Origin of the sequence: Bathymodiolus platifrons methanotrophic gill symbiont (assembly GCF_002189065.1) — a bacterium.
Lineage (GTDB): Bacteria > Pseudomonadota > Gammaproteobacteria > Methylococcales > Methylomonadaceae > Methyloprofundus.
Genome location: NZ_BDMN01000108.1, coordinates 1 through 5,176 on the forward strand (window position 1 = coordinate 1; position 5,176 = coordinate 5,176).

Annotated in this window: 7 protein-coding genes; 1 reads left to right on the plus strand and 6 read right to left on the minus strand. The window is 40.7% G+C overall.

From position 1 onward, the window contains the following. Nucleotides 1-244, plus strand: a 244-nt coding sequence (locus CDZ78_RS06695; RefSeq protein WP_444979200.1) for an ISAzo13-like element transposase-related protein, incomplete at its 5' end; no start/stop codon positions are given. Here CDZ78_RS06695 and CDZ78_RS23595 read toward each other — a convergent pair. From CDZ78_RS23595 to CDZ78_RS21775, 6 genes are all read right to left on the minus strand, one after another. Further along, entirely contained in the window at nucleotides 245-451 is a 207-nt protein-coding gene (locus tag CDZ78_RS23595; RefSeq protein ID WP_263459142.1) for an efflux RND transporter periplasmic adaptor subunit, read from the minus strand. After that, nucleotides 432-1,037, minus strand: coding sequence for an efflux RND transporter periplasmic adaptor subunit (locus tag CDZ78_RS06700; RefSeq protein WP_280175549.1), 606 nt, complete (start codon nucleotides 1,035-1,037; stop codon nucleotides 432-434). Before CDZ78_RS06700 ends, CDZ78_RS23595 begins: the two co-directional genes overlap by 20 nt. Before the next feature lie 206 nt (nucleotides 1,038-1,243). Then, complete coding sequence (gene glmS, locus CDZ78_RS06705) at nucleotides 1,244-3,073, minus strand: glutamine--fructose-6-phosphate transaminase (isomerizing) (RefSeq protein WP_087869312.1); 1,830 nt, start codon at nucleotides 3,071-3,073, stop codon at nucleotides 1,244-1,246. A 1-nt stretch (nucleotide 3,074) separates the two neighbouring features. Beyond that, entirely contained in the window at nucleotides 3,075-4,445 is a 1,371-nt protein-coding gene (glmU, locus tag CDZ78_RS06710) for a bifunctional UDP-N-acetylglucosamine diphosphorylase/glucosamine-1-phosphate N-acetyltransferase GlmU (RefSeq protein WP_087869313.1), read from the minus strand. Between the two features lie 53 nt (nucleotides 4,446-4,498). Beyond that, nucleotides 4,499-4,972: a hypothetical protein gene (locus CDZ78_RS06715; protein WP_087869314.1), complete on the minus strand. Its 474-nt coding sequence runs from the start codon at nucleotides 4,970-4,972 to the stop codon at nucleotides 4,499-4,501. Then, nucleotides 4,957-5,176 (minus strand): transposase (locus CDZ78_RS21775; RefSeq protein ID WP_373862447.1); only part of this gene is annotated, 220 nt, incomplete at its 5' end. The genes CDZ78_RS06715 and CDZ78_RS21775, both read right to left, overlap by 16 nt.

Here is a 5,176-nt window from a genome sequence, read left to right on the forward strand (position 1 = left end):
TGAACATCGTTTTTTTCCTCATGTGACTCGTGCTTGTGAAGGTGTTGTATTTGACTCGGTTGAAACAGTTAAAACATTGATTTCTAGAACATCAACGTCAAAAGGACTAACAACAATTGTTCACATACTCGACAAAATATACGAGACAGGACGAAAATATGCCGCTGACTTCAAAGAAATAATGCCGATTGTATTTGATACACATTTACCAAAATGGAATTACCGTGCAATTCCTCAAGAATAATTAATATCGGGAAGTTGTTTCGTGCTTATTCCTAAGCTTAACTTCCACTTCTACAGTACGCGCCTGTTTCTCTTTTTCCAGGACATAGGGAGCAATACGAGAAACCGTTCCAGAGCAACGTTTTTCTGCAAAAGCATCCAGACTAACACAGGCACTCATACCCACTTTTACCTGAGGTGCATCGACCTCATCTATCGGAGCAGACACGTATAAACAGCTGATATCCAATAAATCTATGGGGGGGTAAGGTTGGAATTCCAGGAGGTGATGGCGTAACATACTCGCCTAGTTCAGCATTGATTTCAGCAACTGTGCCATCGAAAGGAGCGCGTATTAAGGTACGCTCAATAGCGGTATTAACTATTGCCAGATTCGCCTGCGCCACTTCAATCGCCGCTTTTGTAGCCAGGCATTGAGCTCTATCAGCAACTGCTTTGGTCGCGGCTCGATCCAATTGCTCTTCAGAGATAATACGATCATATTTTTTCAAACGCGCCAGGCGCAGTGAGTCTCTTTTAGTACCTGCCGCTAATTCACAAGCTTGTTCAGCTGTTGCTTTATTCGCTTTAATTTGTGCTTTATGTAGATTTAATTGCGCCATTAAATCATCATTCCAGACTTGCAATAAAAGCTGCTTTTTCTTAACCAGTTCTCCTTCCTTAACAAATAATCTGGCAACATTCCCACCTATTGCAGGTGCTAGATAAGCACGGCGACATGCCTTTATGGTGCCCACACGGGTATTAGCAACACTAGCTTTCACTTCGCCTTGAGCGACTATATACTGCGTCACGTCAATACGCTCTGGACATATACTAAAGTAATAGCTAGTAGCCCCAGCATACAAAGTAATATTAGTTTTTTATTCATATACTTCGTTTTATCCAATATTGCAGGGAACGCATTGCCGACCCTACACCTTTTAGCCTCAGGTATGCAATACATACCCTACAGCACTTTTTATTACACTCCTACAAAAACATTGATGAATTGACTAGACTACTCAACCGTTACCGATTTAGCCAGGTTCCGTGGCTGGTCTACATCAGTACCTTTCAGTATAGCAACATGATAGGAAAGTAGCTGTAGCGGAATCACATACACAATGGGCGCAATGTAGTTATTTACCTTGGGAATTCTTACAATTTGTACATTGTCATCAGCTTCCGTGCTAATGGATTCATCAAGAAAAACAATTAACTGACCGCCTCTGGCACTGACCTCTTGTATATTAGATTTTAATTTTTCCAGTAAACTATTATTCGGAGCAACGGTGACAACAGGCATTTCTGCATCTATCAATGCTAATGGCCCATGTTTTAATTCACCTGCTGGATAGGCTTCTGCGTGGATATAGGATATTTCCTTGAGCTTTAATGCGCCCTCCATAGCGATAGGATAATGTGTTCCTCTGCCTAAAAATAGAGCATGATTTTTTTCGGAAAATTGCTCTGATAAGGTTTTAATTTCATCATCTATCTGCAGAACATCTTCAATAATACGTGGTAATTTAAACAACTCGGAAGTTATTTCCTGCTCTGTTTCAGGCGTTAAGGAAAAACGCCTGCCTACAGCCATCACCAGCATCATTAAAGCAACCAGCTGAGTGGTAAATGCTTTAGTTGATGCCACTCCAATTTCCGGGCCAGCGCGGGTCATTAACACGAGATCCGACTCTCTAACTAAGGAGCTCTCGGGCACATTACATATACTCAATGCATACTTTGCACCCAGTCTTTTTGCTTCTTTCAGCGCCGCCAGGGTATCAGCTGTTTCTCCTGATTGCGAGATAGTTACAATTAATGTATCTTCTGATAGTACCGGCTTGCGATAACGAAATTCACTAGCCACTTCCACTCGACAAGGTACTCTGGCTAATTTTTCAAACCAGTATTCTGCTACTAAACCAGAATGAAAGCTGGTTCCACAGGCCAAGATTTGTACTGCTTTAACCTTATCAAATATTTCTCCGGCATTATGTCCAAAGACATAGTCTTGTAATTTATTTTCAATAAACCGACCTTCTAAGGTTTCAGATATCGCATGAGGTTGCTCATAAATTTCTTTGAGCATATAGTGGCGATATTCACCTTTATCCACTGCATCCGCAGTTAGAGAGCTTTCTTTAACTGGTCTTTGAACAATTTGATCATGCTGATCATAAATGATTAAACTATCAATTTTTAACTCGGCAATATCGCCTTCTTCTAAAAAGATAAAACGCTGGGTAACAGGTAACAAGGCGGCAACATCCGATGCGATAAAGTATTCGCCAATACCCAAACCAATCACTAATGGGCTTCCCTTACGGCAGGTAATCAGAGTGTTTTCATCATCCCTACTTAATACACCCAAAGCATACGCACCATCCAGATGTTTTATAGTATTTTTTACTGCCTGCAACAAACTATCCGCCTGTTCCAGCTCTTGATAAACCTGATGAGCGATAACCTCTGTATCAGTCTCTGAACTAAACTGATAACCCTGCTCTTTTTGCCTATCTCGTAATGCCTGATGGTTTTCGATAATGCCATTATGCACGACAGCTATTTTGTTATTACAGATATGTGGATGAGCATTTTGGGTGCTGGGCTTTCCATGTGTAGCCCAACGAGTATGAGCAATACCAATATTTCCGCTAAATGGAGTCTCTACTATTAAATCCTCTAGGCCTTTAACCTTGCCAATCTGGCGTTGCCGATAAATATGCTTATCCGCTACAACAGCCAGTCCAGCCGAATCATACCCTCGGTATTCCAGTCGCTTTAAGCCTTCAAGTAATATTGGGACGACATTTCTTTGCGCGATTCCACCAACTATTCCACACATTCTATTGCTCCTTTTTAACGGGCCTTTGCCAGCTTTGTATACTAATTTGTTTTGACCTTGTTAAAGTTAGCTGTTCATCGGGGGTGTTTTTAGTAATGGTTGAGCCCGCTCCAATCGTTGCATTTTTACCTACCGTTACCGGAGCAATTAACTGAGTATCAGATCCAATAAAAGCACCATCTTTGATCACTGTGCGAGCTTTATTTACACCGTCATAGTTACAAGTAATGGTCCCTGCACCAATATTCACCTGGCTACCAATTGTTGCATCACCTATATAACTAAGGTGATTTATTTTGCTGCCCTTTGCTACTGTAGATTTTTTAATTTCTACAAAATTCCCGATATGTACCTGTTCTGATAATTCGGCCTGTGGACGTAATCTTGCAAATGGACCAATTCTACTTCCAGCACCCACTACGGCATTATCAATGATACAGTTAGCTAATATCTCAACATTATCTGCAATCACTGAGTTATTTATTATCGTATTGGCACCAATTTTTACATTATTTCCTAGCGTATTTTCGCCTTCAAAAATAACATTGATATCGACCGATATATCCTGCCCCAAAGATGCAAAACTTCCGCGACAATCCACTCTGGCAGGATCTAACAAAGTCACCCCTAGCTCCATCAGTTTATCCGCTTGTGCTGCTTGATAAACTCTTTCAAGGTGGCTCAATTGCTTGCGATTATTTACCCCTAACACTTCATCTATAGATTCTGGCTGACTGGTTTTAATGACTATACCATCATTAACAGCCATTTCTATGACATCCGTCAGATAAAGTTCCTGCTGCGCATTGCTATTATCTATACGGCTAACCCAGTTTTTTAATTGCTCACCTTTGACCGCAAGAATTCCGGTATTAACTTCATTAATCAGCTGCTCTTGTTCAGTTGCATCTTTTTGTTCTACTATTTTTAGTACATCACCTGAATGAGTTCGTACTATACGACCATAACCAGTAGGGCTGCCCAACTTAACCGTTAATAAGGCCAGGCTTTGTTGTGTTACATTTGCCAGCAAGGTGTCAATTGACTGCTTGCTTAGCAATGGGACATCTCCATATAAAATAAGTATAGTATCTTTTTTTTCAATCAAGCTATCAGCCTGCAGTACAGCATGCCCCGTACCCAGTTGTTCCTTTTGCTCAACCCATTGTGCATCAAGTTCAGATAATGTTTGTTTAACTAATTCGCCACCATGCCCATAAATAATAATGATGTCATTTTCATCTATTTGCTTACTCGTATCATAGACATGCTGCAGAAGGCTGCGATTAGCAACTTTGTGCAATACTTTCGGCAGTGCTGAACGCATACGCGTGCCTTGTCCAGCCGCTAAAATAAGGGTCTTTACAGTCATAATGTATCCTTTGTACCTATAAATATTTTTGATTTATTGCCGGAGCCAGGGGGTCAGGTCCCGAATTGAGAGTCCCTAGCTTTTCTTACAATAACACCTACAGAGCTAGGGTGTAAGCTAAAGTGCTCTCCAATTTCTCTCTGACTGTATGCGCCTGTATTGTATGCGGTTACAATCGCTTGATTTCTATCTACATGCAGCTTTTCTATTTGTACAAGAGACCTAGCTACTGGTCGCTTTTGTTTTTTTGGAATACTCAAGTCACAGTCACTATTATCAATCTTGCTTTGCATTTGAGAGACAAAGGTATCATCTCCAAGGTAGATCTGACCATTTAAACCAGACCAGATATCAAGTTCCTGATTCACTCCATCTAAAACAAAGCGCTTATAATTCTCTCGTGCTAGTTTCTTACTTCTACCAAACTGAGATAAAACCCAGTCCGGCGTTAACCATTCATATATTTTAGTGTGCCCAATAAAGGCCAAATAATTGCTCCAGGGCCAATCTTCTATACTGTGAACCATTCCTTTTGCTCTACTGGGTTAAGAACAACGTAACGAGCAAGCTCAAGCAAATATTGATCTTTATCAACAAGTATAGCCTTATAACGCCCCTGAAAAAGATGACCAGAACGTAAGTGGCGCCGATTTGTTGCTTGAGTATAGACGCCATTAAGCTGCCGCATTCCTTTTGAAAGGTTGCCATCTAAAGTTTCAATAATTAAATGA